This is a genomic window from Pseudomonas sp. Ma2-10 (genome assembly GCF_054330215.1).
Genome location: NZ_JBTEYL010000023.1, coordinates 40,132 through 63,669, shown reverse-complemented (window position 1 = coordinate 63,669; position 23,538 = coordinate 40,132). Strand labels below are relative to the sequence as shown.

Sequence of the window (23,538 nt, the reverse complement as noted above, 5' to 3'; positions counted from 1 at the left end):
CCCTAGTCCCCTGTTTTACCCGTCAGGCAAACATCCATACCAGCCCCTGCATCGCCAACCACGCAAATACCCCGGCCAATACATCATCGAGCATGATCCCGACGCCGCCATGCACATGGCGGTCGATCCAGCTAATAGGCCACGGCTTGAGGATGTCGAAGAAGCGGAACATCAAAAAACCCGCCAGCAGCCAGTACCAACCTTCCGGCACCAGCCACAAGGTGATCCACATCCCGACCATTTCATCCCAGACGATGCCTTCGTGGTCGTGCACTCGCAAGTCGTCGGCGACCTTGCCGCACAGCCAGAAGCCAAACAGCATGGTGATGCCCAGCATCAACCAGTAGCCCCAATCAGGCAGCATCTGCCACAACGGGATGAAGGGTAGCGCAACTAACGAACCCCAGGTGCCCGGTGCTTTTGGCAAGGTGCCCGAGCCGAAGCCGAACGCCAGGAAATGCCACGGATTGCGCCAGACCGAGGGCGGTACAAATTCCGCCGGGACCTGTTTCGGACGATCTGTCACGGTGTCTCCCGAAAATGTTGATAGCCCCGGCTTTGCGGGGTGATGTCTTGACCGTCGGCGTCCAGCAGCATCACGCCCTGCCCCGTCACAACACGCCCGACCACATGGACCGGCCAACCGTCGCGCAACAATGGCGGCAATTCGACGGACGGCAAGGTAAAGGCCAGTACGTAATCATCACCGCCGCTCAGGGCCGCGACTTCTGCACCCGATTGACCGAGGAAGGCCACTAAAGCGTTCGTCAATGGCAGCGTGTCCCGTTCAACCTGAATGCCGACCTTCGACGCAAGAGCGATGTGCCCGCAATCCGCGAGCAGGCCGTCGGAGATGTCCAGCGCCGAGGTGGCTTTACCGCGTAGCGCCTGGCCCAACGCGAGTTGCGGCTGCGGCGACCAGTAATGCGCCAGCAGCGGATCGGCGATGGCAGCTTCAGCCGTCCGCTGACCGAGCACCAGCGACAATGCCCCCGCCGCGTTGCCAAGCTCACCGCCAACGCACAGCAAATCGCCTGGCTGCGCACCGCTGCGGGTCAATGCCAACCCTGTCGGCACACGACCGAACACGGTCATCGTCAGGCTCAATGGTCCACGGGTGGTATCACCGCCCACCAGCGCCACACCACAGCGCCGCGCCATGATGTTCAAACCACGGGCGTAGGCGTCCAGCCAATCGGCGGCCACCGTCGGCAACGTCAGGGCAAGGGTAAAGGCAACGGGAGTGGCGCCCATGGCAGCCAGATCGCTGACGGCCACGGCCAGCGAGCGCTGACCGAGCAGGAACGGGTCGCAAGGATCTGCGAAATGCACACCCGCAACGAGTGTGTCGGTGGAAATCGCCAACTGCTCCCCGGGGGGAACAGCCAGCAAGGCGCAATCGTCGCCGATCCCGAGGGCAACGCCTTCGCCGCCCTGCGCACAAGGCGCGGCGGCGAAGAAGTTACGGATCAGCTCAAACTCACCCATCGCAAATTCAAGCGCGGGTTAGCGCTTGAACGCCTTCACTTCAGCTTCACGCAGACGCGGGGCCAGCTTGTCGAGTACACCGTTGACGAACTTGTGGCCGTCGGTGGAACCGAATACTTTTGCCAGCTCGATACCTTCGTTGATCACAACGCGGTACGGCACGTCGACGCGCTTGAGCAGTTCCCAGGTCGACAGACGCAGAACGGCCAGTTCAACCGGGTCCAGTTCTTCGATGGTGATGTCCAGGCACGGCGTCAGTGCAGCGTCGATCTCAGGCTTGTGAGCCGGAACGCCGTGCAGGATGTCATGAAAGTAAGCGGCATCGACATCGCTGAAATCGTTATCGACCCGAAACTGCGCTTCGATCTCGTTCAAAGATTGCTTGGCCATGTGCCATTGGTACAGCGCTTGGGTCGCAAGCTGACGGGCTTCGCGACGCTTGACGCTTTTCGATGGCTTGCCGGCATCCGCAGGCTTTGGATCGCGCGGGTTGAAACGATCGCTTTCGTCGCTAATCACTTGGCCTCCAACTGCGCCAGCAGGCTGACCATTTCCAGAGCGGACAGGGCAGCTTCAGCACCTTTGTTACCGGCCTTGGTGCCGGAACGTTCGATAGCTTGCTCGATGGAATCAACGGTCAGCACGCCAAATGCGACTGGAACGCCGAACTCCATGGACACCTGGGCCAAGCCCTTGGTGCATTCGCCAGCCACGTATTCGAAGTGCGGAGTACCGCCACGAATGACCGCGCCCAGGGCGATGATTGCCGCGTATTCGCCCTTCTGAGCGACTTTCTGTGCAACCAGCGGAATTTCGAAGGCGCCAGGCGCGCGGATGATGGTGATGTCGCTTTCGCTCACGCCGTGGCGAACCAGGGCATCAACTGCACCGCTGACCAGGCTTTCAACGACGAAGCTGTTGAAACGGCCTACTACCAAAGCGTAGCGGCCTTTAGGGGCGATGAAGGTACCTTCGATGGTCTTCAGGGTCATTCGTTAGATCTCTTAAAGAGCCGGGACGCGTTTTCTACGCGTCCCTCAGTGATGTGTTAACCGCGAATCAAGGACTGGAAACAACCGGTCATTATTCGGAGGGCACGTATTCTACAACTTCCAGATCGAAACCGGATATCGCATTAAATTTCATCGGCGCACTCATCAGGCGCATTTTACGTACGCCCAGGTCCCGAAGGATCTGCGAACCGGCACCGACGATGCTGTAGGTGTTCGGTTTTTTCGCGGGAACGTGCTCTGCGGTTTCGCGGATATGCGCCAGCAACACATCGCCATCGAGCGGGTGACCGAGCAACAGCACCACGCCACTGCCAGCCTCGGCAACCGCGGCCATCGCGGCGCGCAGGCTCCAGCGGCCAGGCTGCTTGACCATCAACAGGTCGCGCAGTGGGTCCATGTTGTGCACCCGAACCAGGGTCGGCTCTTCGGCGCACACGGTGCCCAGGGTCAGGGCCATGTGCACGTCGCCTTCCACGGAATCACGATAGGTCACCAGGTTGAATTGGCCCAACTCGCTGTCCAGCGGCTGCTCGGCAATCCGCTGAACGGTACGCTCGTGGATCATCCGGTAGTGAATCAGGTCGGCGATGGTGCCGATCTTGATGTTGTGTTCGCCAGCAAACGCTTCCAGTTCCGCGCGGCGGGACATGGTGCCGTCGTCGTTCATCACTTCGCAGATCACGCCGCTCGGTTCGAAACCGGCCATGCGCGCCAGGTCGCACGCCGCTTCGGTGTGGCCGGCACGAGCGAGGGTGCCGCCGGCCTGGGCCATCAGCGGGAAGATGTGGCCGGGGCTGACGATGTCTTCAGCCTTGGCGTCTTTTGCGGCCGCGGCCTGCACGGTACGCGCACGGTCGGCGGCAGAAATGCCGGTGGTCACGCCGGTGGCTGCTTCGATGGACACGGTGAACTTGGTGCCGAAGCCGGAACCGTTGCGCGGCGCCATCAAGGGCAGCTTCAGCAGTTCGCAGCGCTCGCGGCTCATCGGCATGCAGATCAGCCCACGGGCGTGCTTGGCCATGAAGTTGATGTGTTCAGGCTGGCAGCACTCGGCGGCCATGATCAGGTCGCCTTCGTTCTCGCGGTCTTCGTCATCCATGAGGATGACCATCTTGCCTTGGCGGATGTCTTCAACCAGTTCTTCGATGCTATTGAGCGCCACAAGGCACCCCCTTGGGTCAGGATTTGAGGTAGCCGTTTTGGGCCAGAAAGCTTTCGGTGATGTTTCCGGATTTTGATGGCTCTGCGGCCTTATCGCCTAACAGCAGGCGTTCCAGATAACGTGCCAGCAAGTCCACTTCAAGATTCACCCGGCGACCTGGCTGGTAAGACGCCATGATGGTTTCGCTCAGCGTGTGCGGAATGATCGTCAGCAGGAACTCGGCGCCATCGACCGCATTCACGGTCAGGCTGGTGCCGTCGACGGTGATCGAGCCTTTATGGGCGATGTACTTGGCGAGGTCTTTCGGCGCGCGGATACGGAATTCCACAGCGCGAGCATTCTCGGTACGGGCAACCACTTCGCCCACGCCATCGACGTGGCCGCTGACCAGATGCCCACCGAGTCGAGTGGTCGGCGTCAGGGCTTTTTCCAGGTTGACCGGGCTGCCGCTTTTCAGATCATTCATGGCGGTGCAGTCGAGGGTTTCGCGACTGACGTCCGCCGCAAAGCCGTTGCCTGGCAATTCAACCGCTGTCAGGCACACGCCGTTGACCGCGATGCTGTCACCCAGTTTGACGTCGCTCAAGTCGAGCTTGCCGGTTTCTACGTGTACCCGCACATCTCCGCCTTTTGGGGTCAATGAACGAATACTGCCGATGGATTCAATGATGCCGGTAAACATGGAGTCCTCCTCGAGAACAGGGCCGTCGCATGGCGCAGGCCCGCAATTATACGCTCGCCGCTGGCGAAGGAATGGCGATGACTCGCCAATCATCGCCAACCGCGCGAATTTCGGTGATGTTGAGTTCAGGCGCATCCTTCATTTGCGCGAGCGGCCAATCCAGCAACGGGCGCGCAGACGAACCTAAAAACTTGCCAGCAATGAAAATTTGAAACTCGTCCACCAGCCCTTGCTGAGCGAAAGCCCCGGCGAGACGCGGTCCCGCTTCGACCAACACCTCGTTGACCCCACGGGCGGCCAGTTCGACCAGCAATTTACGCAGGTCGACCAAGCCATCCTCGCCCGCGACGATCAGGCATTCCGGACCGTTGGCGTATTGCTCCTCGATCGCCATGCACGTGGCGACCAATGCAGGCCCGGCCTTGAAGAACGGCGCGTCCAGCGGCACGCGCAGGCGGCCGTCAATCAGCACGCGAAGCGGCGGACGGCTCATGGCCAGGGCCGTTTGCTCAGGATCCAGGCCCAGCTCATCGGCACGCACGGTCAAACGGGCATTATCTGCCAGCACCGTGTCGGCGCCGGTCAACACTACGCTGGCCTGCGCGCGCAGGCGCTGTACCGCAGAACGCGCCGCAGGACCGGTGATCCATTGGCTTTCGCCGCTTTCCATCGCCGTGCGACCGTCGAGGCTCATGGCCAACTTGACCCGCACGAACGGCAAGCCGTGCTCCATGCGCTTGAGGAAACCTTCATTGAGCTTGCGCGCGTCGCCTTCCAGCACACCGCTTTCGGTAGCGATGCCGGCCTGGGTCAGCCGCTGCATGCCACGACCAGCAACCGACGGGTTCGGGTCTTGCATCGCCGCGACTACCCGAGCCACACCCGCATGTACCAGCGCATCGGCGCAGGGCGGCGTACGCCCATGGTGACTGCACGGTTCGAGGGTTACGTAAGCGGTGGCGCCTCGGGCCTTATCGCCGGCGGCGCGCAGGGCGTGGACTTCGGCGTGGGGTTCGCCGGTGCGCACGTGCCAGCCTTCGCCGACAATTTGCCCGTCCCGCACGATCACGCAGCCCACCCGAGGGTTGGGGTGTGTCGTGTAATGACCTTTGCGCGCCAGTTCCAGGGCACGGGCCATGTAATGGGCGTCGAGGATGGCTTGTTCGGCAGAGGTGGTCATTCTTTCACCGGCTCACGGGCCAGGCGATCGATCTCTTCGCGGAACTCGTTCAGGTCCTGGAAGCGCCGATACACGGAGGCGAAACGAATGTAGGCGACTTCGTCGAGCTTTTGCAGCTCGGCCATCACCAGTTCACCGACGACAAGGGACTTAACCTCTCGCTCACCAGTGGCGCGCAGTTTGTGTTTGATGTGCACCAACGACGATTCCAGGCGCTCGACACTCACCGGGCGCTTCTCCAGCGCACGCTGCATGCCGGCGCGGAGTTTTTCTTCGTCGAACGGCTGGCGGCTGCCGTCAGTTTTGATCAGGCGCGGCAACACCAGTTCGGCCGTCTCGAACGTCGTGAAACGCTCGCCGCAGGCCAGGCATTCACGCCGGCGGCGTACCTGTTCGCCCTCGGCGACCAGACGCGAGTCGATGACCTTGGTGTCGTTGGCACCGCAGAAGGGACAGTGCATGGTGGCAGGCAACAAAAAAAGGGAGGGCCATGGTAGCGCATCCCCGTGGCAAGACAAGCCATAGGGTTTGCGGTATACAGACGGGCTATAGAGCTAGATCCATGGATTTCACCTTGCTGGAGCCGAAAATGTCCCTCAGACCGCTCGTTTTGCTTAGTCTTTTCAGCCTGCTGGTGGCCTGCAGCAGCGATGCCCCCCAGCCGCCGACGCCGGGCCCCGCGCCACAACAGGCACAGAAGAAAGCCAAGGAGTCGGCCAATCTCGGCCCGCTGCCCGCTTATCAGCGTGAATTGAGCGGCACCCTGCAAGGCGTGCCGGCCGGTGCCGAAGTCGAACTGGCGCTGCTGGTGATCGATGACAAGGACCGTCCGCAACGATTACTGGCCAGTTCCAGCCTGATCGGCACCCATCAGGTTCTGCCGTTTCACCTGCGCTTCAACCCGGAATCCTTCCCGGTCGGTGCCCGCGTTGAACTGCGTGGCCGTGCCAGCCAGTCCGGTCAGCTGATTTTGCATCTGCCGTCGCAAGTCATCAGCCAGCCAACCACACAAGTGCTGGGTCAGCTGCAATTCGTCAAAGCGCCATGACTGCACCGTTTGACCTGCAACAGGCGTTAGGCGAACGGCTCGGTGACGCCCAACTGGTTGCCTGTGAATTGCCGGATACCGACTTGAAGCGTTGACTGATCGACGGCGACAACATGGACCGCGCGTTCAGCCCGGAAGAAACCCGGCGAATTCTCCATGAGTCGCCTTATTGGCGTTTTTGCTGGGCCAGTGGCCTGGCGGTCGCCCGCTACCTCGCCGAATTCCCGGAGTGGGTCAAAGGCAAGCGGGTACTGGATTTCGGCGCTGGCTCCGGTCTTGCAGCGATTGCGGCGTGCCCACGCGTGAGGGATTTTCGCCACCCGTTGTACCAGCGCATCGAGATGCTGGAAGCGATGACCTTGCCCGATCTGGCAGAGCCCGAAGAATTTCGGCATGTGAGCCGCTACCACGCGCAGCGTGGCTAGCCTTATAGTTGCCCCATTCACGCTTTTACGAGATCCCCCATGAGTCAGGAAACGCCGTACATCTTCGACGCCACGACTGCCGATTTCGAGCAGTCGGTGATCGAGAACTCTTTCCACAAACCGGTGCTGGTGGATTTCTGGGCCGAATGGTGTGCGCCGTGCAAGGCCTTGATGCCGATGCTGCAAACCATCGCTGAGAGCTATCAGGGCGAGTTGCTGCTGGCCAAGGTCAACTGCGACGTCGAGCCGGACATCGTTTCGCGCTTCGGCATTCGCAGCCTGCCGACGGTGGTGCTGTTCAAGGACGGTCAGCCGGTGGATGGTTTTGCCGGTGCACAGCCCGAATCCGCCGTGCGCACGATGCTTGAGCCTCACGTGCAAATGCCGCCGCCGCTGGCTACCGACCCGTTCGAACAGGCTCAGGCGCTGTTTGATGACAACTGCTTTGCCGACGCTGAAGCCTCCCTCAAAGTGCTGCTGGGCGAAGACAACACCCATGCCAAGGCACTGATTCTCTACGCCCGCTGCCTCACCGAACGTGGCGAGCTGGATGAAGCGAAAACCGTGCTCGACGCGGTCAAGAGCGACGAGCACAAGGCCGCCCTGGCAGGCGCCAAGGCGCAGATCCAGTTCCTCGGTCAGGCCAAGGATTTGCCGGATGTGGCCGACCTGAAAGCGCGCCTGGCAAAAAATCCCCAGGACGATGAAGCGGTGTATCAACTGGCGATCCAGCAACTGGCCCGTCAGCAGTACGACGCGGCGCTGGATGCGTTGCTCAAGCTGTTCGTGCGCAATCGCAGCTACAACGAAGGCTTGCCGCACAAGACCTTGCTGCAAGTGTTCGAACTGTTGGGCAGTGATCACCCGCTGGTGACCACGTACCGCCGCAAGTTGTTTGCCGCGCTTTATTAACCTGCGTTGATCCAGCGGTAGAGCGGCGTATCCCCGCCGCTCGTCACTTTCACATCAGAGCAGTGGCGCAAACGCACCAGCAAGCGTTTGCCCGACGCCGCGCTGCCGGTCAGCCCTTCCAACTGATCCAGCAAATCCGGCCCGCTCAATTGCCCGGCCTTGCGCAGCAAATCTTTGGCGATCTGCCACAGCGCATCATCCTGATTGATCGGTTTTGCCGGTGCGGCGCTGGCCTCTGGCTTCACCACCTGCAACTGCGCGCCGAGCCGTGCCCAGTCACCGTCATCCATCTCCAGCGTCAAATCCACCGGCCAGTCGCCGATGCTTCCGCGTATACGCAACATAAGTCTGCTCCAGCACATTTCTGACGTGCATGCTCCCATGGGACTTGTGCAACGCCAAGCAGGCGGTCAAACTCTCGGCGCTTACGTTATAAGATCACATAACAAACTCTTCATTTTACTTTTCGGAGACCCGCCATGCGCCGTCTGCTTCTCGCTCTGCCATTTGCCCTGTTACCGCTGGCTGTCGCCCACGCTGCCGATGAACATGATCATGAGCACGGCAGCCTCGGCGCCCACGAACATGGCGTCAGTCGCCTGAACGCGGCATTGGATGGTCAAACCCTGGAGCTGGAACTGGAAAGCCCGGCGATGAACCTGGTGGGGTTCGAACACGCCGCCACCTCCGACGCCGACAAAGCCAAAGTCGCCGCCGTTCGTGCGCAGCTAGAGAAACCGCTGGTGCTGTTCAACCTGCCGAAAGCCGCGGGTTGCGTGATGGCGACTCAGGAACTGGAAAGTCCGTTGTTCGGCGACAAGCCCGATGCCGATGATGATCACGATGCGGAAGGCAAGGATGAGCATCACCACGACCACAGCGAAATCCACGCTCATTATCAATTCCGGTGCTCGGCACCGGGCGCACTGAAAACCCTGGACCTGGCGAACATCTTCAACACCTTCCCGGCGACCCAGAAGATTCAGATACAACTGATCAGCTCGAGCGGCCAACAAGGTGTAGAAGTGACGGCCAAGGCCGCCGCCCTGAAATTCTGACACTCTCACAGACATTGGCTCACATGACCCAAGCACTCATCGAACTGTCCGACCTGGGCTTCAGCTGGCCCGGTCATCCGCCGCTGCTGGATATCCCGGTGTTTCGCCTTATGCCTGGCGAGACCCTGTTCCTCAAAGGTCCCAGCGGTAGCGGCAAGACCACTCTGCTAGGCCTGCTGGGCGGTGTGCAGAAGCCCGATCGCGGCAGCATTCGCTTGCTCGGCCAGGAACTGACCGAACTCTCTGCCGGCGCCCGCGACCATTTCCGGGTCGATCACACCGGCTACATCTTCCAGCAGTTCAACTTGCTGCCGTTTCTCTCGGTGCGCGAGAACGTTGAGTTGCCCTGCCACTTCTCCAAAGTGCGCGCTCAAAGGGCGATCCAGCGTCACGGCAGCGTCGATCAGGCGGCGACCACCCTCCTCGCCCACCTGGGTTTGAACGATCGAAACCTGCTCGGCCGCCGCGCCGATTCGCTGTCCATCGGCCAGCAGCAACGGGTTGCCGCTGCGCGCGCGTTGATCGGTCAGCCGGAACTGGTCATCGCCGACGAACCGACTTCGGCCCTGGATTACGACGCCCGCGAGAATTTCATTCGCCTGCTGTTCGCCGAATGTCGCGAAGCCGGGTCGAGCCTGTTGTTTGTCAGCCATGACCAGAGCCTCGCACCGCTGTTCGATCGCCACCTGTCGCTGGCCGATCTCAATCGCGCCGCCACCCCGTCCGAGGTCTGAGATGTATTTGTTTCGTCTAGCCATGGCCAGCCTGGCTAACCGCCGCTTCACCGCAATCCTCACCGCGTTTGCCATTGCCCTGTCGGTCTGCCTGCTGTTGGCCGTCGAACGGGTGCGCACCGAAGCCAGGGCCAGTTTTGCCAGCACCATCAGCGGCACCGACCTGATCGTCGGCGCCCGTTCCGGCTCGGTGAACCTGTTGTTGTACTCAGTGTTCCGCATCGGCAACGCCACCAATAACATTCGTTGGGACAGCTTCGAACACTTTGCCCACCACCCGAAAGTGAAGTGGGCAATCCCGATGTCCCTGGGCGACTCCCATCGCGGTTACCGGGTGATGGGCACCACCGAGGCGTACTTCGAGCATTACCAATACGGTCATCAGCAACACCTGGAACTGGCCGACGGCCGCGCCTTCGCTACTGACCCGTTTGAAGTGGTACTCGGTGCCGAAGTGGCCGACGCGTTGCACTACAAACTCGGTGACAAACTGGTACTGGCCCACGGCGTGGCGGTGATCAGCCTGGTCAAGCACGACGACAAGCCGTTCTCCGTGGTCGGTATTCTCAAACGCACCGGCACCCCGGTGGACCGCACGTTGCATATCAGCCTCGGCGGCATGGAAGCGATTCACATCGACTGGCACAACGGCGTGCCGGCGCGCGGCAACGGCCGGATCACTGCAGACCAGGCACGTAACATGGACCTGACCCCGCAGGCGATCACCGCGTTCATGCTGGGCCTCAACAGCAAGATTTCGACCTTCGCGCTGCAGCGTGAGATCAACGAATTCCGGGGTGAACCGATGCTGGCGATCCTGCCGGGCGTGGCGTTGCAAGAGCTGTGGAGTTTGATGAGTACGGCGGAAAAAGCTTTGTTCGTGGTCTCGCTGTTCGTGGTGCTGACCGGGTTGATCGGCATGCTCACGGCGATCCTCACCAGTCTCAACGAACGCCGTCGGGAGATGGCGATTCTGCGTTCGGTGGGTGCCCGACCGTGGCACATCGCGACCTTGTTGGTGCTGGAGGCGTTTGCCCTGGCACTGTCGGGCGTGATTGCCGGTGTGGCGCTGCTGTATGTGGGCATCGCGGCGGCTCAAGGCTATGTGCAGGCGAATTACGGCTTGTACCTGCCGCTGGCCTGGCCGAGCGAATATGAATGGACGCTGCTCGGTGGCATCCTGATCGCCGCGTTGCTGATGGGCAGCGTGCCGGCCTGGCGTGCCTATCGCCAATCCTTGGCCGATGGCCTGTCGATCCGTTTATGAGGACGTTGAACATGCCCCGCGCTGTGCTTGCGCTGTTGATGCTGGTCGCCTTGCCCCTATGGGCGGCAGAACCGAAAGACCTGACCTGGTCGCAAATGATCCCGCCGGACGCAGCGCCGGAAGTGCCGAACATGACGCCGCTGCACGACCTGTCGCAGATGGGTAGCGCGTTGGCCGCCGAATCGGCGCCAGCGGCCACGCAAGACTTGCCTGATGCACCGGTGGTGAAAAGTCTCGACGGCCAAAGCATTCGACTGCCGGGCTACATCGTGCCGCTGGAAGTGAGTGAAGAAGGTCGCACCACGGAGTTTCTGCTGGTGCCTTACTTCGGCGCCTGCATCCACGTGCCGCCACCGCCATCGAACCAGATCGTGCATGTCAAAAGCGAGGTGGGTGTGAAGCTCGACGAGTTGTATCAGCCGTACTGGATTGAGGGTGCATTGCAGGTCAAGGCCTCGACCAGCGAACTGGCGGATGCCGGGTATCAGATGCAGGCTGACAAAATTTATGTGTATGAGCTGCCGGAGTGAATGACGCCCCCCCACTGTTTCATTGAGCTGAGTCAAAAGCGCGTACCAGACGCCTGCGTACCATTGGACATCGAACATTTTTAACGTCCTTTGGAGCTCTCCATGCACAAGTCTTTGCTCAGCGCTTCGCTGTTTGCCCTCGCGCTCGCAGCACCGCTAGCCTACGCCCACGACGCCGGCGATATCATCGTTCGTGCCGGTGCAATCACCGTCAACCCGAAAGCCGACAGCTCCAGCGTCAAGGTTGATCAAGGTCCGCTGAAGGGTGCCGATCTGGGTGGCAAGGCCACCATGAGCAGCGACACGCAACTGGGTCTGAACTTCGCTTACATGCTCAACAGCCACTGGGGGATCGAGCTGTTGGCGGCCTCACCGTTCGAGCATGACGTGAAGATCAAAGGCACCGCCCTGGGCGCAGCCAACGGCAAACTCGGTACGCTGAAACACCTGCCACCGACGCTGAGCATTGTGTACTACCCACTGGACGGCAAGTCCGCGTTCCAGCCATATGTCGGCGCCGGCATCAACTACACCTGGATCTACGACGAGCACGTTGGCAGCGAAGCCAGCGCCAACGGTTTCAGCAACTTCAAGGCGGATAACTCCTGGGGCATGGCGTTCCAGGTGGGCGCCGACTACATGTTGACCGACACCATCATGATCAACGCCCAAGTGCGTTACATCGACATCGACACCACCGCGACGGTGGAAAACAATGCAGTGGCACAAGGCACTCGCGCCAAGGTCGATGTGGACGTAGACCCGTTCATCTACATGGTTGGTTTGGGTTACAAGTTCTAAAATTGCCGCACAAAAAAGGCGCCTCGACAGGCGCCTTTTTCATGGCCGTGAAAAACTCAGCGTCCCAATAACCGCGCCAGGCCGACACGCATCGGTGTCTGCTCCGGGTAGGTAAAGCGCTCCAGCAAACGCTGATTGTTCGCTCGCGAGTGGCGGATGTCACCGGAGCGCGCCGGGGCATAGCTCACCGGCGGCAATTGACCGACCACCGCTTCAAGGGCTTCAAGCATTTGCTTGAGGGTCGTGGCCTGGTTCCAGCCGACATTGACCGCGCCGACTTCGACCTGCGGTTTCTCGATGGCTTGCACCAGCAAGTCGACCAGGTCTTCGACGTAGAGGAAATCGCGAGTCTGCTCACCGTCACCGAACACCGTGATCGGCAGGCCCTTCTGCGCGCGCTCGCTGAAAATGCTGATCACCCCGGAGTACGGCGAGGACGGATCCTGGCGCGGGCCGAAGATGTTGAAGAAGCGGAACACCACGGGTTCCAGACCATGCTGACGACGGTAGAAATCGAAGTAATACTCGCTCGCCAATTTGTCCGAAGCGTAGGGCGTCAACGGCGACTTGGGCGTGTCTTCGTCGATCGACTCGCCTTCGCCATTGTTGCCGTAGACCGCTGCGCTGGACGCGTACAGCACCCGCTTGACGCCCGTCTGGCGCATGGCTTCGCAGACACTCAACGAACCAATGAAATTGCTCTGGTGGGTCTTCACCGGATCATCCACCGACGCCTGCACCGACGCCACCGCGGCCAGGTGCGCCACAGCGCTGCAACCGATCATCGCCTTCGCTACCAGCGCGGCGTCGGCGACATCGCCCACGATCAGTTCGACGCCGGGATGGTCCAGCGGCAAGTTGCTGCGTTTGCCGGTGGAGAGGTCATCGAGGATGCGCACCGAATGGCCCTTGGCGAGTAAGGCATCGGTGAGGTGCGAGCCGATGAAACCGGCGCCGCCGGTGATTAAAACAGGGCCGTCAGCCATGGCGATAAAACCTATCCAGTAAGCCCGGGAGTGCCGCACGCCAGGCGCGGGGCTTGATCCCGAAAGTGTGCAGAATTTTCTTGCAGGCCAGCACCGCGTGTTGCGGTTCTTCGGCGGCGTCCGGTCGCGCGGCGTGAGCCTGGGCGGTCGGCGCTTCGATGGCCAGCGGATGCAGAGCGCGTGCTTCGGTGAGGATCGCCTGCCCAAGTGCCAGCGGCGTGGTCGCCTCATGCCCGGCGTAATGGTAGGTGCCCCACAGCGGCGCCGAGCAATCGAGTTGTTTGAGGACCGAGATGATCACCCGGGCCGCGTCATCCACCGGCGTCGGATTGCCCCGACGGTCGTCAGCCATCAGCAGTTCTTCAGGTAGTTCGGCGCGGCCGAGGAAACGCCCGAGGATGCCGTCGGGGCTGTCATCCAGCAGCCAGCCGAACCGCAGCAACACGTGTTGAGGGCAGGTAGCGCGCACGCTTTGTTCGATTCGCCACAAGGCCTGACCGCGCAGGCCCAGGGGCACCGGTTCGTCTTTTTCGCTGTAGGCCGTCGCCCGGGAGCCATCGAACACGCGATAGCTCGACGGTTGCAGCAGCACGATGTTGTGATGCTGGCACAGTTCGGCCAGACGCTCGATCGCCCGCTCCTGCCCGGCCAAGCGCTGTTCGCTGACCGTCTCCGCCTGAAACCAGTCGAAGTAATAGGCGAGGTTGATCAACGCGTCCGGACGGGTGTCGTCGAGCAGTTGCGTCAGGGTCGCGGCGTCCCAACCGTCTTGCGGTGGGCGCGGGGCGAGGAAGCCGATGTCTTCCTCCGCACCGAGGCGAATCAGCGCCTGCCCAAGGGCATTTCCGCCACCCAGTAACATAAGGCGCATTTGCATAGAGTCAGCAGGCCCAGTCTGATTGAAACAATGGTTTTATCGACACCGCTTGCGGGCGATGCCGTCGATAGTTGCCGGAATCGTTGCATTTTGCGGGTTTAGTGCGCAACCGTCATCCGTAAAGTGTAGAAACCTGAGAACGGCGGCGCCTGTTCCGGTGCTATCGCGAGCGGTACTTGCATCTTCAAGCCCCCGCCCGCAAACGCGGCCCGATCAGCGCCCAGAAAATCATCTTCGCCCTGCACGCTGTGGCGTTGTTCGTACTGACCTTTACCGCCGGCAAGTTCAATCGTCGCTTAACCGTCCATAGTCCCGTCGAAACTTTCTCGCCCGCTCCGCAGTCATCAAAAGACAGGGGCAGTCCGAAGACCATTAGACGGGAGGCGACATGGCGGCGATCCACATCGGTACTTCAGGCTGGCGCTACACGCCCTGGCGGGGGGGCGTCTACCCAAAGGCGCCGACCGCCTCCCCCGAGGCGCGGAAACGCTCGGGCGATCGGGTCGAGGCCTGTTTCCACGGCCAGCAACCGCCGGACCCGCGCGTTCATCTGGATAAAGACCTCGCCACCCGTCCCGGTGAACTGGCCGCCGCAGGAGTGCGGTCATGAGCACTTCCGAACCGGTCGGCACCACCGACGAGCAGCAACCCATCATCACCTCCGTGCGCCGCTTTACCGTGCTGACGGTCAACACGCACAAGGGGTTCACCGCGCTCAACCGGCGTTTCATCCTGCCGCAATTGCGCGAAGCAGTGCGCAGCGTGTCCGCCGACGTGGTGTTTTTGCAGGAAATCCACGGTACCCACGAGCATCACCCCCTGCGCTACAGCAATTGGCCGGCGATGCCGCAATACGAATTCCTCGCCGACACCCTGTGGCCGCAGTTTGCCTATGGGCGCAATGCGGTCTATCCGGCGGGCGATCATGGCAATGCACTGCTGTCGAAATTTCAGATCATTCGCCACGACAACCTCGACGTTTCCATCAGCGGTCACGAGAACCGCGGCATTCTGCATTGCGTGCTGCGCCTGCCCGGTGACGGCCAGGAAGTGCATGCCATTTGTGTGCATCTTGGCCTTCGCGAAACCCACCGGACCGAACAACTCACATTGCTGGCCCAGCGTCTCGAAACGCTGCCCAGCGATGCCCCGGTGATCGTTGCCGGAGACTTCAACGACTGGCGCCAGCGTGCCGACGCACTGCTAAAGCCCAGTGGCTTACGGGAGGTTTTCGCCGAACTCCACGGTAAACCGGCGCGCAGTTTTCCAGCACGTTTGCCAGCGTTGCGCCTTGACCGCATCTACGTGCGCAACCTCAAGGCCAGTCGTGCGCAAGTGCTGGCCGCGCGCCCCTGGTCACACCTTTCCGATCACGCACCGCTATCGGTGGAGATTGAGCTATGAGCAGTCCATCGATGGATAAAACCGACGCGGAGCACTTGTCCACCCCCCCGCCGATCCGCGAACCGGGCGACATCGACGTCGAATATGGCTGGCAAGGCAACAACCGCGTAGACCTGCTGGAAAACGGCGAAGCGTATTTCCCTCGGGTGTTCGAGGCCATGCGTCAGGCGAAGACTGAAATCCTGCTGGAAACCTTCATTGTGTTCGAGGACAAAGTCGGCAATGAGCTGCAGGAAGTACTGATCGCCGCCGCTCAACGCGGCGTGCGGATCACCGCCAGTCTCGACGGCTTTGGCTGCGGTGAGTTGAGCACGGGATACCTCACCGCCCTGAGCGAGGCCGGTGTACGCATCCAGATTTTCGACCCGGCGCCCAAACACCTGGGCATCCGCACCAACTGGTTCCGACGCCTGCACCGCAAGATCGTGGTGGTCGATGGCACGATTGCGTTCATCGGCGGCATCAACTTTTCCGCCGACCATTTGGCTGACTTCGGTCCTGAGGCCAAGCAGGACTACTCCGTTGAAGTGCAAGGCCCGGTGGTGGCCGACATCCATCACTTCGCCTTGCTGCAATGCGGTCGCCCGGCTCGCGCCAAATACTGGTGGCAACGCCGCAGGCAACGGCGCTCGGAACTGGCGTTCACCGATCATGACGGCCAGGTTCGCCTGGTGTACCGCGACAACAGCGAGCATCCGACTGACATCGAAGAGGTTTACCGACAGGTGCTGCGCAGTGCCCAGCGGCGGGTGGTGATTGCCAATGCCTACTTCTTTCCGGGCTATCGCCTGCTGCGTGAGATCCGCAACGCGGCGCGCCGTGGCGTCGATGTACGACTGATCCTGCAAGGTCAGCCCGATATGCTGGTGGCCAAACTCGCCGCGCGCATGACCTATGACTACCTGCTCAGATCCGGCGTGCAGATTCACGAATATTGCGAGCGTCCGCTGCACGGCAAAGTCGCGCTGGTGGATGAGGACTGGTGCACGGTCGGTTCCAGCAACCTCGATCCGTTGAGCCTGTCCATGAACCTGGAAGCCAATGTGTTGATCCGCGATCGCGCCTTCAACCGCCAGCTGTTCGAGCGCCTCGAAGACCTGAGCAACAACCATTGCAAGGCGATGTCCGCCGACAAAGCCCCGCGCGGACGCGTCTGGCACGTGACCGTCGGCTTTCTGGTGTTTCACTTTCTGCGGCACTTTCCGGCCTGGGCCGGCTGGCTGCCGGCGCATAAACCGCGCCTGAAACCTTTTTCCCATTCCGCCGGGAGTGACACCTGATGAGCCACTCGCAGACACAACCGGCGACCCACGCCGACAACCCGACCAAATCCCGCTGGAGCCGCTGGAAACGGCCGCTGACAATGCTGTTTTTCCTGGCGCTGATCGTGCTGTTTACCATGCTTGCCCAGCGCATCGAATGGGATGAAGTGTTCGACAACCTCGCAGATTTCAAGGTGCGCACGCTGATCATCGCATCCGGTCTGACCTTGGTGAGTTTTCTGGTTTACGCCTGCTTCGACCTGATCGGCCGTACCTACATTCGCCAGGACCTGACCTGGAAGCAGATCCTGCCCGTGGGGATTATCAGCTATGCCTTCAACCTCAATCTGAGCGCTTGGGTCGGCGGTATCGCCATGCGTTATCGGCTTTATTCGCGACTTGGGGTGAGCAAGGGCAACATCGCGAAAATTCTCGGGTTGAGCCTCGCGACAAATTGGTTCGGTTACATGGTGATTGCCGGTGCAGTGTTCAGCAGCGGCCTGGTGCGAATGCCGCCAGGCTGGAAGCTGAGCAGCGGCGCCTTGCAAGGTGTGGGGGTGTTGCTGCTGCTGGTGAGTGCGGGGTATCTGGCAGCGTGTCAGTTTTCCAAGCGCCGGGAATGGGCGATACGCGGGGTGGAAATCAACCTGCCGTCCCTGCGCATGGCGGTGCTGCAACTGACCCTCGGGGCGCTGAATTGGTCACTGATGGCGGCGGTGATTTTCACCTTGTTGCCAAGCAAACTGGATTACCCGCTGGTGCTCGGGGTGTTGCTGATCAGCGCGATTGCCGGGGTTATCACGCACATTCCTGCCGGGCTTGGCGTGCTTGAAGCGGTGTTCGTGGCGCTGCTGCAACATGAAGCGTCCCGAGGCAGCCTCGTGGCCGGATTGCTGGCCTATCGAGCGATCTATTTCATCCTGCCGCTACTGATTACCCTGGTGATGTACCTGATCGTGGAAGCCAAGGCCAAGTCGTTGCGGATCAAAAAGAAACCGAAGCAATAACAGCCGAAATGTCACGACGACTCAATGATGCTCAACCGCTCGCCCACTACCATCTCGGTGATCCAGCCCACCAGGATCGAGGTGTACGCCTGTTGCGAAACAGGGTCACTCAAGGCGTGATCGGCGCCGTCGATAATCCGGTGGGTCAACGAGTGAGTCTGCTGACAGGCCGCGCGGTAGCTCATGATGGTTGAGTGGGGCACATAGTCGTCAGTCTCGGACTCCACCAGCAGCACATCCCCGGTAAATTGCGAACAGGCATACAGCGCACGATTGCTGTCGGCGCGCACTAACTTACTGCGGTAATCACGTAAATCGAGCTTGTCCAGGTCACGTTTGGGCGTATGCCATTGATCATCGCGATACAGCGCCGGCACCCGCAGCGCCAGCCAGCGCACTGGACGCAATGACGTCAGAATCGAGGCCAGATAACCGCCATAACTGGTGCCGACCACGGCAATCGCCGATGTATCGAGCGCCGGGTGCGCGAGCAAGCGGTCATACGCCGCCAGCAGGTCGCGCAGATTGTCTTCGCGCGTAACTCGACTCAGCGCAATACCGGCCCCGCCGGTATGCCCGCGCAGATCGAACGTCAGGCACACGCAACCCAAACCGGCGATGCCTTTGGCCCGTTCCAGGTCCCGCTCCTGACTGCTGCCCCAACCGTGCACAAAGAGCACGCCGGGCACTTTCGATTTGGGACTGAGAAAAGTCCCGACCATCTGCTCATCGTCGATGTCGATCTGAATGGTTTCGCTTCTAGCCGTCATAGGATTTAACCGTTACGTACTTGAGAAGAAAGTCACTGCTTTGCGCTGGCCCGCGATACACCTCGATGGCGTCCGCCGGCAGCGGCTGGTCGATGTACGTCTCGACCGAAGACACGCGAATCGCATGCATCCCGGGGTCGTTGACGAAGCGTTGCAAGGCGGCGACTTCGGCGCTGCTGGCACCGCCCATCCGCCAGGACTGTTCGAGCACGCCGCTGCGCTGTTTGCCGTTACTGTCCATACCTTGGGCGATGTCGTAGTTGCGCCGCGAGGCGTAGAAACCGGGATAAGCCTCATCCGCGGCGCGGCCGAACACTTGCGCCTGCCGGATCGCCAATCAGTCAAGTATTGATCACCGCAATAACTCAGCACCGTGTCGCCGATAAAACGCTGACCGACGCTGTGGGTAATCACTTGGTCCAGGTCCTGCTCCAGCACCACGCCTTCAGTAAACAGCGCGTGGGCATCGGGTCTGGCGAGGATGGCATCGAACTGGTCGAGGCTTTTGATCACTTCCTGACCGCGTCCGGCGCAGGCATGAATCGGCTTGATGCGGATCGGCCCGCTGTAGAGCAGATGCTCCGCCGCACGACGCGCATCCTCCATGGAAAAAACACTGAGGCCGTCGAGTACCACGCTACGCACGCGTTCGGAAAACAGCGGTGACCAGCCTTCCGGAGCGTGAGCATTTTTGTTGTGCAACCCGTGGCTTATGGCTTTGGTGCAGATGAAATCATGGTCGACATAACCGCCCCACAAATCCCCCGGCAACAGATAAAGGTCTCAACCGTTGTGCAGCGCCGGGTCGTAACTGCCGCCGTATTTAAGCCCCAGGATCTGTGCCAGCCAACGGGCCAGCGCACGATTGGTTTCCACTTCGTGCAACGGAGCCTCGGGGCGCACGGAATGGGCGACCACCCGTTTTTTGGGATTTGCTGGGGTCATGCGTCCCCCTTCAATCTGCGCTTGATTCTGCACGACAAGGGTTTCAACTCTGGCGTTTTGCACGACGGAGGCTCATCCCTGACTCGCTCCCACCCCAAACCGTGTCCGGTAATCACTTGGCACCAACCCGGTAATCTTCTTGAACGTCGCCCGAAAGGCACCCGGATCCTGATAACCCACCGTCCAGGCAATGTGATCGATGGTGCCGTTGGTGAACTCCAGCATTTCCCGGGCCTTGCCGACCCGCAGGTGCTGGCAGTACTCAGTGGGTTTAAGTCCGGTTGCCACACGAAATCGACGCAAGAACGTGCGCTCTTCCAGGCCTGCCCGCCCGGCCATCGTCGCCACCGACACATCGGTCGCTCCGGTGCTCTGCAGCCAATGCTGGACCTTGAGAATCGAAGCATCTCCATGGCTAAGAATAGGCGAAAAGTTGCTGCCGCATTCACTGGCGCTGTCGCTGTGTTCCACCACCAAAAACCGCGCGGTACTGGTGGTAATGCTCGGCCCCAGCAGACGGTTGACCAGACGCAAGCCTAGCTCCGACCAAGCCATCAGCCCGGCGGTGGTGATCAGGTCGCCGTCGTCAACAATGGGGGTGTCGGCCTTGAGATTGATCGCCGGGTAACGCTCGGCGAAGGTTTTGGCCGAAGTCCAGTGGGTGGTGGCGCTGCGACCGTCGAGTAACCCGCTCTCGGCCAACAGAATCGACCCCACACAAACCCCGCCGAGTATCGCGCCATTGGCGTGTTGCTGACGCAGCCAGCGAATCAGCCCCTGCGGTGCCAGACCTTCGGAAAAACCGGCAATCGACGGCGGGATCAACACCGCCATCAACGCGCCGTCCGGAGCGGGATGACTGTCATAAACCCGCTCGGGCGCCTGATCACCATCAACCTGCCAATGGCTGACCCGCAGCAACGGCAATTGCGCCGCCTGATGCTCGGCGGCAATCCGGTTCGCCACCCCGAACAAGTCCGTCAACCCGTGCACCGCCGCCATCTGCGCACCGGGATAGATCAGCACACCCAGTTCGACGATTGGCCTTTGTGCGTTCATTGTCAGTTTTCCCCCTTCTATTGTCGGTGCGGGCAATCCTCGAACGGCCCGCCAGACCTAATACTTCATTCCACACCAACAGCACTTCGAGGAAACAGTCATGGCCAAGCAAGCACTCATCGTAGTCGATATCCAAAACGACTACTTCCCCCAAGGCAAGTGGCCGCTGGTTGGCGCCGACGCCGCCGCGGACAACGCCGTTCGTCTGCTCAAAGCCTTCCGCGATGCCGCTGATTCGGTGGTGCACATCCGCCATGAATTCACCTCCGACGAAGCGCCGTTTTTCACTCCGGGTTCCGAGGGCGCAAAGCTGCACCCTACAGTCCTCAACCGCGCCGACGAACCGGTCGTACTCAAACACTTCGTCAACTCGTTCCGCGAAACCGAACTACAGTCAATCCTCGACGAGCAAGGCATCAAGGAACTGGTCGTCGTCGGCAACATGAGCCACATATGTGTCGACGGCATCACCCGCGCGGCTGCCGATCTGGGCTATACCGTCACGGTGATCCACGACGCCTGTGCCTCCCGTGATCTGGAGTTCAACGGCGTCACCGTTCCGGCAGCCCACGTTCATGCCGCCTTCATGTCCTCCCTGGGTTTTGCCTATGCCAGCGTGGTGTCCACCGATGACTTCCTGGCGGCCAATCGCTAACGCTTCAACCTCTATGCTCATCGGGGTGATCGAACCCCAGGACTTGAAGATGTTTGATGTACCGCCCTTGGTCATCCACCGCGATGACGACCCGATCGTGCCGATTCAGGCAGCCGGGCTGACGGATACGCATGAAAGAGAAGGTGAATGCGGATAGGTTGGCGTTTGCCAAGGACTGATCAACTCCCTGAAAAGCAAAAGGCCCGTAGCGTTTAGCGCTACGGGCCTTTTTTATGCCGTTCAGGAAAGCTGTTGTCTAGAACGGAATATCGTCATCAAAGCTGTCGAAATCCGGAGCCGGTTGCGGAGCGGCCTGCTGTGGAGCCGGGCGCGACTGTTGCGGTGCCGACTGCTGCGGACGCGGAGCCTGTTGGCGTGGGGCTGGGGCGGACTGCTGGTAATTATTGCCCCCGCCTTGTTGGTCGCCCTGCTGTGGACGCCCGCCCAGCAGTTGCATGGTGCCCTGCATGTCGACCACGATTTCAGTGGTGTAACGCTTGATACCGTCTTTTTCCCACTCGCGGGTCTGCAGCTTGCCTTCGATGTAGACCTGAGAACCTTTACGCAGGTACTCGCCGGCGATCTCTGCAACTTTGCCGAACATCGACACACGGTGCCATTCGGTCTTCTCGACTTTCTGACCGGTTTGCTTGTCGGTCCACTGTTCGCTGGTCGCCAGACTCAGGTTGGTCACGGCGTTACCGTTAGGCAAGTAGCGAACTTCGGGATCCTGGCCGCAAGTGCCGACCAATATGACTTTGTTAACCCCACGGGCCATAACGTTCTCCTAGGCTACGCACGCTGCCCCGGCCGGGTTGTTCACCAGACGTTCAAGGGTGGTGCGATCCAATAGTTCTGTGTCCAATTTGATGTAAATCGCCGCTTCTTCTTCGACGATCACTGCATCTGTTACCCCTACGACGGCCTTCAGGCGATCGACCAGACCCGCTTCGCGGATCGCCTCGGGCGACAACGGCAAGCGCAGGCTCGTCACGTAGGGAGGTTCGCGCATGGTAACAGCAAAGGCCAGCCAGAGGGCAGCCAGACCGGCGCATCCAAGGAACACAACCGACAGACCGCCATGCTGGAACAACCAGCCGCCGAGGATGCCGCCCAGTGCCGAACCGAGGAACTGACTGGTGGAATAAACCCCCATCGCCGTGCCCTTGCCGCCTGCCGGTGAAACCTTGCTGATCAGCGACGGTAGAGAAGCTTCCAGCAAGTTGAACGCGGTAAAGAACACCACTGTCCCGATCACCAGAGCCCGCAAGCTATCGCCGAACTGCCAGAAGAATAGCTCAGTGAGCATCAGCGTCGCGACGGCGCCGATTAAAACTCGTTTCATTTTGCGTTTTTTCTCGCCGTAGATAATGAACGGGATCATGGCGAAGAAGGAAATCAGCAGCGCTGTCAGGTACACCCACCAGTGCTGCTCTTTGGGCAACCCGGCTTTTTCGACCAGCGCCAAAGGCAATGCAACGAAGCTCGACATCAACATCGCGTGCAACACAAAAATACCCAGGTCCAGGCGCAGCAGGTCCGGGTGCTTGAGCGTCGGTATCAGCGCCTGGCGCGCAACGCCGGACTCGCGGTGCTGCAACGGTCCCGTAGAGCGCGGCACCATGAACATCACGATCACGATGCCGAACAGCGCCATGCCACCCGTGGCGAGGAACAACCCGGACAAGCCAAAGGCGCGGGTCAGCAACGGTCCTACAACCATAGCGACAGCGAACGACAGACCGATCGTCATGCCGATCATGGCCATGGCTTTGGTCCGATGCTGCTCGCGGGTCAGGTCTGACAGCAACGCCATTACCGCGGCAGAAATCGCTCCGGCGCCTTGCAGGATTCGTCCGGCGATCACGCCCCAGATCGAGTCGGCATTGGCCGCCAGCACGCTACCCAGAGCGAAGACGATCAGCCCGAGATAAATCACCGGTCGGCGGCCGATACGGTCGGAAATGAAGCCGAAAGGAATTTGAAAGATCGCCTGGGTCAGGCCGTAAGCGCCAATCGCCAGCCCGATAAGGGCCGGGGTCGCTCCTGCCAGATCCATCCCATAGGTCGCCAGTACCGGCAACACCATGAACATGCCAAGCATACGGAAGGCGAACACCAGGGCCAGACCGCTTGCTGCTCGGGTCTCACTGCCGCTCATGTGTTCGCTGTGGGGATCGTGCATGGAAAAACCTCATGTGAACCGGCGGCGATTCTACCAGTCCCATCGATTGACGGGGTATATCGCGACGCTTTGACGCGCTCTGATGACA

At 60.7% G+C, this 23,538-nt stretch carries 26 protein-coding genes and 3 pseudogenes; 13 read left to right on the top strand and 16 right to left on the bottom strand.

Going from position 1 to position 23,538, the window contains the following annotated elements; translation table 11 throughout:
- Window positions 1–22 precede the first annotated feature (22 nt).
- The 8 genes from ACXPVS_RS22200 to nrdR form a co-directional block, all read right to left on the bottom strand.
- Entirely contained in the window at window positions 23–526 is a 504-nt protein-coding gene (locus tag ACXPVS_RS22200; protein ID WP_458511806.1) for a phosphatidylglycerophosphatase A family protein, read from the bottom strand.
- Window positions 523–1,488: a thiamine-phosphate kinase gene (gene thiL, locus ACXPVS_RS22195; RefSeq protein ID WP_458511805.1), complete on the bottom strand. Its 966-nt coding sequence runs from the start codon at window positions 1,486–1,488 to the stop codon at window positions 523–525. Before thiL ends, ACXPVS_RS22200 begins: the two co-directional genes overlap by 4 nt.
- Before the next feature lie 18 nt (window positions 1,489–1,506).
- A complete protein-coding gene (nusB, locus tag ACXPVS_RS22190; RefSeq protein ID WP_008153530.1) occupies window positions 1,507–2,007 on the bottom strand; it encodes a transcription antitermination factor NusB in 501 nt (166 codons plus the stop codon).
- Complete coding sequence (gene ribH / locus ACXPVS_RS22185; RefSeq protein ID WP_003185938.1) at window positions 2,004–2,480, bottom strand: 6,7-dimethyl-8-ribityllumazine synthase; 477 nt, start codon at window positions 2,478–2,480, stop codon at window positions 2,004–2,006. Before ribH ends, nusB begins: the two co-directional genes overlap by 4 nt.
- Before the next feature lie 91 nt (window positions 2,481–2,571).
- The gene (gene ribBA, locus ACXPVS_RS22180) at window positions 2,572–3,663 is read right to left on the bottom strand and encodes a bifunctional 3,4-dihydroxy-2-butanone-4-phosphate synthase/GTP cyclohydrolase II (RefSeq protein ID WP_458511804.1); all 1,092 of its coding nucleotides are present in this window, start codon (window positions 3,661–3,663) and stop codon (window positions 2,572–2,574) included.
- Window positions 3,664–3,679: 16 nt separating this feature from the next.
- Complete coding sequence (locus tag ACXPVS_RS22175) at window positions 3,680–4,345, bottom strand: riboflavin synthase (protein WP_458511803.1); 666 nt, start codon at window positions 4,343–4,345, stop codon at window positions 3,680–3,682.
- Window positions 4,346–4,391: 46 nt separating this feature from the next.
- Window positions 4,392–5,525, bottom strand: coding sequence for a bifunctional diaminohydroxyphosphoribosylaminopyrimidine deaminase/5-amino-6-(5-phosphoribosylamino)uracil reductase RibD (gene ribD / locus ACXPVS_RS22170; protein ID WP_458511802.1), 1,134 nt, complete (start codon window positions 5,523–5,525; stop codon window positions 4,392–4,394).
- The gene (gene nrdR / locus ACXPVS_RS22165) at window positions 5,522–5,986 is read right to left on the bottom strand and encodes a transcriptional regulator NrdR (protein ID WP_003228656.1); all 465 of its coding nucleotides are present in this window, start codon (window positions 5,984–5,986) and stop codon (window positions 5,522–5,524) included. The genes ribD and nrdR overlap by 4 nt, the downstream gene beginning before the upstream one ends.
- Before the next feature lie 128 nt (window positions 5,987–6,114).
- Between nrdR and ACXPVS_RS22160 the strand changes: the two genes are divergently transcribed.
- The 3 genes and pseudogenes from ACXPVS_RS22160 (at window position 6,115) to trxA (ending at window position 7,910) form a co-directional block, all read left to right on the top strand.
- Window positions 6,115–6,573 carry a YbaY family lipoprotein gene (locus ACXPVS_RS22160; protein ID WP_458511801.1) on the top strand — a complete coding sequence of 153 codons (459 nt, stop codon included), beginning with the start codon at window positions 6,115–6,117 and terminating at the stop codon, window positions 6,571–6,573.
- A pseudogene (locus ACXPVS_RS22155) lies at window positions 6,570–6,998 on the top strand (hypothetical protein). Before ACXPVS_RS22160 ends, ACXPVS_RS22155 begins: the two are co-directional and overlap by 4 nt.
- 39 nt (window positions 6,999–7,037) lie before the next feature.
- On the top strand, window positions 7,038–7,910 hold the full coding sequence (trxA, locus tag ACXPVS_RS22150; protein ID WP_458511800.1) for a thioredoxin: 873 nt from the start codon (window positions 7,038–7,040) through the stop codon (window positions 7,908–7,910).
- Here the strand turns inward: trxA and ACXPVS_RS22145 are convergent.
- Window positions 7,907–8,254: a hypothetical protein gene (locus tag ACXPVS_RS22145; RefSeq protein WP_458511799.1), complete on the bottom strand. Its 348-nt coding sequence runs from the start codon at window positions 8,252–8,254 to the stop codon at window positions 7,907–7,909. The genes trxA and ACXPVS_RS22145 overlap by 4 nt on opposite strands.
- 135 nt (window positions 8,255–8,389) lie before the next feature.
- Here ACXPVS_RS22145 and ACXPVS_RS22140 point away from each other — a divergent pair, with 135 nt between their 5' ends.
- The 5 genes from ACXPVS_RS22140 to ACXPVS_RS22120 all read left to right on the top strand — a co-directional run bounded on the left by ACXPVS_RS22140 (window position 8,390) and on the right by ACXPVS_RS22120 (window position 12,300).
- Window positions 8,390–8,968, top strand: a complete 579-nt coding sequence (locus tag ACXPVS_RS22140) for a DUF2796 domain-containing protein (protein ID WP_458511798.1) — start codon at window positions 8,390–8,392, stop codon at window positions 8,966–8,968.
- A gap of 23 nt (window positions 8,969–8,991) precedes the next feature.
- On the top strand, window positions 8,992–9,702 hold the full coding sequence (locus tag ACXPVS_RS22135; protein ID WP_458511797.1) for an ABC transporter ATP-binding protein: 711 nt from the start codon (window positions 8,992–8,994) through the stop codon (window positions 9,700–9,702).
- A gap of 1 nt (window position 9,703) precedes the next feature.
- Window positions 9,704–10,969 carry an ABC transporter permease gene (locus tag ACXPVS_RS22130; protein WP_458511796.1) on the top strand — a complete coding sequence of 422 codons (1,266 nt, stop codon included), beginning with the start codon at window positions 9,704–9,706 and terminating at the stop codon, window positions 10,967–10,969.
- 11 nt (window positions 10,970–10,980) lie between these two features.
- Window positions 10,981–11,499 (top strand): DUF3299 domain-containing protein, encoded by a 519-nt coding sequence (locus ACXPVS_RS22125; RefSeq protein WP_458511795.1) that lies wholly within the window; start codon window positions 10,981–10,983, stop codon window positions 11,497–11,499.
- Window positions 11,500–11,601: 102 nt separating this feature from the next.
- Window positions 11,602–12,300, top strand: a complete 699-nt coding sequence (locus ACXPVS_RS22120) for an OmpW/AlkL family protein (RefSeq protein WP_458511794.1) — start codon at window positions 11,602–11,604, stop codon at window positions 12,298–12,300.
- Between the two features lie 56 nt (window positions 12,301–12,356).
- On the opposite strand, the gene ACXPVS_RS22115 is transcribed toward ACXPVS_RS22120, so the two are convergent.
- A complete protein-coding gene (locus ACXPVS_RS22115) occupies window positions 12,357–13,286 on the bottom strand; it encodes an NAD-dependent epimerase/dehydratase family protein (RefSeq protein ID WP_458511793.1) in 930 nt (309 codons plus the stop codon).
- The gene (locus ACXPVS_RS22110) at window positions 13,279–14,163 is read right to left on the bottom strand and encodes a sugar nucleotide-binding protein (protein ID WP_458511792.1); all 885 of its coding nucleotides are present in this window, start codon (window positions 14,161–14,163) and stop codon (window positions 13,279–13,281) included. The genes ACXPVS_RS22115 and ACXPVS_RS22110 overlap by 8 nt, the downstream gene beginning before the upstream one ends.
- A 388-nt stretch (window positions 14,164–14,551) precedes the next feature.
- On the opposite strand from ACXPVS_RS22110, the pseudogene ACXPVS_RS22105 reads away from it, so the two are divergent.
- The 4 genes and pseudogenes from ACXPVS_RS22105 to ACXPVS_RS22090 all read left to right on the top strand — a co-directional run.
- Window positions 14,552–14,630 (top strand): annotated as a pseudogene (locus ACXPVS_RS22105) (DUF72 domain-containing protein); the annotation flags it as partial.
- A 139-nt stretch (window positions 14,631–14,769) separates the two neighbouring features.
- Window positions 14,770–15,567 carry an endonuclease/exonuclease/phosphatase family protein gene (locus ACXPVS_RS22100; RefSeq protein ID WP_458511791.1) on the top strand — a complete coding sequence of 266 codons (798 nt, stop codon included), beginning with the start codon at window positions 14,770–14,772 and terminating at the stop codon, window positions 15,565–15,567.
- Window positions 15,564–16,847 carry a cardiolipin synthase ClsB gene (gene clsB, locus ACXPVS_RS22095; RefSeq protein ID WP_458511790.1) on the top strand — a complete coding sequence of 428 codons (1,284 nt, stop codon included), beginning with the start codon at window positions 15,564–15,566 and terminating at the stop codon, window positions 16,845–16,847. The genes ACXPVS_RS22100 and clsB overlap by 4 nt, the downstream gene beginning before the upstream one ends.
- Entirely contained in the window at window positions 16,847–17,836 is a 990-nt protein-coding gene (locus ACXPVS_RS22090) for a lysylphosphatidylglycerol synthase domain-containing protein (protein ID WP_458511789.1), read from the top strand. Before clsB ends, ACXPVS_RS22090 begins: the two co-directional genes overlap by 1 nt.
- Before the next feature lie 11 nt (window positions 17,837–17,847).
- On the opposite strand, the gene ACXPVS_RS22085 is transcribed toward ACXPVS_RS22090, so the two are convergent.
- The 3 genes and pseudogenes from ACXPVS_RS22085 to ACXPVS_RS22075 all read right to left on the bottom strand — a co-directional run bounded on the left by ACXPVS_RS22085 (window position 17,848) and on the right by ACXPVS_RS22075 (window position 20,610).
- Window positions 17,848–18,606 (bottom strand): alpha/beta hydrolase family protein, encoded by a 759-nt coding sequence (locus tag ACXPVS_RS22085; RefSeq protein WP_458511788.1) that lies wholly within the window; start codon window positions 18,604–18,606, stop codon window positions 17,848–17,850.
- Window positions 18,596–19,551 (bottom strand): annotated as a pseudogene (locus ACXPVS_RS22080) (DUF3182 family protein). The gene ACXPVS_RS22085 and the pseudogene ACXPVS_RS22080 overlap by 11 nt, the downstream one beginning before the upstream one ends.
- A gap of 72 nt (window positions 19,552–19,623) precedes the next feature.
- Window positions 19,624–20,610 (bottom strand): GlxA family transcriptional regulator, encoded by a 987-nt coding sequence (locus tag ACXPVS_RS22075; RefSeq protein WP_458511787.1) that lies wholly within the window; start codon window positions 20,608–20,610, stop codon window positions 19,624–19,626.
- A 100-nt stretch (window positions 20,611–20,710) separates the two neighbouring features.
- Here ACXPVS_RS22075 and ACXPVS_RS22070 point away from each other — a divergent pair, with 100 nt between their 5' ends.
- Entirely contained in the window at window positions 20,711–21,265 is a 555-nt protein-coding gene (locus tag ACXPVS_RS22070) for a cysteine hydrolase family protein (protein WP_458511786.1), read from the top strand.
- 256 nt (window positions 21,266–21,521) lie between these two features.
- On the opposite strand, the gene ACXPVS_RS22065 is transcribed toward ACXPVS_RS22070, so the two are convergent.
- Together ACXPVS_RS22065 and ACXPVS_RS22060 are read right to left on the bottom strand one after the other, a co-directional pair.
- The gene (locus tag ACXPVS_RS22065; RefSeq protein WP_046028847.1) at window positions 21,522–22,043 is read right to left on the bottom strand and encodes a single-stranded DNA-binding protein; all 522 of its coding nucleotides are present in this window, start codon (window positions 22,041–22,043) and stop codon (window positions 21,522–21,524) included.
- 9 nt (window positions 22,044–22,052) lie between these two features.
- Window positions 22,053–23,450 (bottom strand): MFS transporter, encoded by a 1,398-nt coding sequence (locus tag ACXPVS_RS22060; protein ID WP_458511785.1) that lies wholly within the window; start codon window positions 23,448–23,450, stop codon window positions 22,053–22,055.
- Window positions 23,451–23,538 lie beyond the last annotated feature (88 nt).

Coding starts and splice junctions, on each gene's coding strand:
- ACXPVS_RS22090 (WP_458511789.1), top strand. CDS start 16,847: ATGAGCCACTCGCAGACACAACCGGCGACCCACGCCGACAACCCGACC.
- thiL (WP_458511805.1), bottom strand. CDS start 1,488: ATGGGTGAGTTTGAGCTGATCCGTAACTTCTTCGCCGCCGCGCCTTGT.
- ACXPVS_RS22120 (WP_458511794.1), top strand. CDS start 11,602: ATGCACAAGTCTTTGCTCAGCGCTTCGCTGTTTGCCCTCGCGCTCGCA.
- ACXPVS_RS22175 (WP_458511803.1), bottom strand. CDS start 4,345: ATGTTTACCGGCATCATTGAATCCATCGGCAGTATTCGTTCATTGACC.
- ACXPVS_RS22070 (WP_458511786.1), top strand. CDS start 20,711: ATGGCCAAGCAAGCACTCATCGTAGTCGATATCCAAAACGACTACTTC.
- ACXPVS_RS22130 (WP_458511796.1), top strand. CDS start 9,704: ATGTATTTGTTTCGTCTAGCCATGGCCAGCCTGGCTAACCGCCGCTTC.
- nrdR (WP_003228656.1), bottom strand. CDS start 5,986: ATGCACTGTCCCTTCTGCGGTGCCAACGACACCAAGGTCATCGACTCG.
- ACXPVS_RS22115 (WP_458511793.1), bottom strand. CDS start 13,286: ATGGCTGACGGCCCTGTTTTAATCACCGGCGGCGCCGGTTTCATCGGC.
- ACXPVS_RS22125 (WP_458511795.1), top strand. CDS start 10,981: ATGCCCCGCGCTGTGCTTGCGCTGTTGATGCTGGTCGCCTTGCCCCTA.
- trxA (WP_458511800.1), top strand. CDS start 7,038: ATGAGTCAGGAAACGCCGTACATCTTCGACGCCACGACTGCCGATTTC.
- ACXPVS_RS22135 (WP_458511797.1), top strand. CDS start 8,992: ATGACCCAAGCACTCATCGAACTGTCCGACCTGGGCTTCAGCTGGCCC.
- ACXPVS_RS22140 (WP_458511798.1), top strand. CDS start 8,390: ATGCGCCGTCTGCTTCTCGCTCTGCCATTTGCCCTGTTACCGCTGGCT.
- ACXPVS_RS22075 (WP_458511787.1), bottom strand. CDS start 20,610: ATGAACGCACAAAGGCCAATCGTCGAACTGGGTGTGCTGATCTATCCC.
- ACXPVS_RS22060 (WP_458511785.1), bottom strand. CDS start 23,450: ATGCACGATCCCCACAGCGAACACATGAGCGGCAGTGAGACCCGAGCA.
- ACXPVS_RS22100 (WP_458511791.1), top strand. CDS start 14,770: ATGAGCACTTCCGAACCGGTCGGCACCACCGACGAGCAGCAACCCATC.
- ACXPVS_RS22065 (WP_046028847.1), bottom strand. CDS start 22,043: ATGGCCCGTGGGGTTAACAAAGTCATATTGGTCGGCACTTGCGGCCAG.
- ribD (WP_458511802.1), bottom strand. CDS start 5,525: ATGACCACCTCTGCCGAACAAGCCATCCTCGACGCCCATTACATGGCC.
- ACXPVS_RS22145 (WP_458511799.1), bottom strand. CDS start 8,254: ATGTTGCGTATACGCGGAAGCATCGGCGACTGGCCGGTGGATTTGACG.
- ACXPVS_RS22085 (WP_458511788.1), bottom strand. CDS start 18,606: ATGACGGCTAGAAGCGAAACCATTCAGATCGACATCGACGATGAGCAG.
- ACXPVS_RS22110 (WP_458511792.1), bottom strand. CDS start 14,163: ATGCAAATGCGCCTTATGTTACTGGGTGGCGGAAATGCCCTTGGGCAG.
- clsB (WP_458511790.1), top strand. CDS start 15,564: ATGAGCAGTCCATCGATGGATAAAACCGACGCGGAGCACTTGTCCACC.
- ribH (WP_003185938.1), bottom strand. CDS start 2,480: ATGACCCTGAAGACCATCGAAGGTACCTTCATCGCCCCTAAAGGCCGC.
- ACXPVS_RS22160 (WP_458511801.1), top strand. CDS start 6,115: ATGTCCCTCAGACCGCTCGTTTTGCTTAGTCTTTTCAGCCTGCTGGTG.